The sequence below is a fragment of the Variovorax sp. P2_H12 genome (genome assembly GCF_056403395.1).
This window is the reverse complement of record NZ_JBFUFO010000281.1, coordinates 1-386: the sequence shown is the minus strand read 5'-3', so window position 1 is coordinate 386 and position 386 is coordinate 1. Positions and strand designations below refer to the sequence as shown.

Here is a 386-nt window from a genome sequence, read left to right as displayed (position 1 = left end):
TGTCAACAGTTACGGCCCCGAGGGAGCCCCGCCCCTGATGCTGCTGGCAGGCGGCGGTTCCACCTCCACCGTCTGGTACGCCCAGGCCGCCCACCTGGGCCGCAGCCACCGCGTCCACGCCGTCGACCTCATGGGCGACCCGGGCCGCAGTGTGGTGGGGGAGCGCCGGATCCGTACGGTGCCGGACCTGACGGCCTGGCTGGACGCAGTGCTGGACGCCCTGAACATCGCATCGGCAGCACTCTGCGGTCATTCCTACGGAGCCTGGATCGCGCTCCACCACGCCCTGCATGCACCCGGCCGCGTCCGGAAGCTGATCCTTGTGGACCCGACCCAGTGCTTCGCCGGTTACCGCCCCGGCTATCTGCTGCACGCGCTACCGATGC

General features: G+C 70.5%; 1 protein-coding gene. It reads left to right on the top strand.

Annotated features, from left to right (window positions below; translation table 11 throughout):
- Positions 1–37 precede the first annotated feature (37 nt).
- Positions 38–386: alpha/beta fold hydrolase (locus AC1DYK_RS36155; RefSeq protein ID WP_478170648.1), on the top strand; the 349-nt coding region annotated here is incomplete at its 3' end.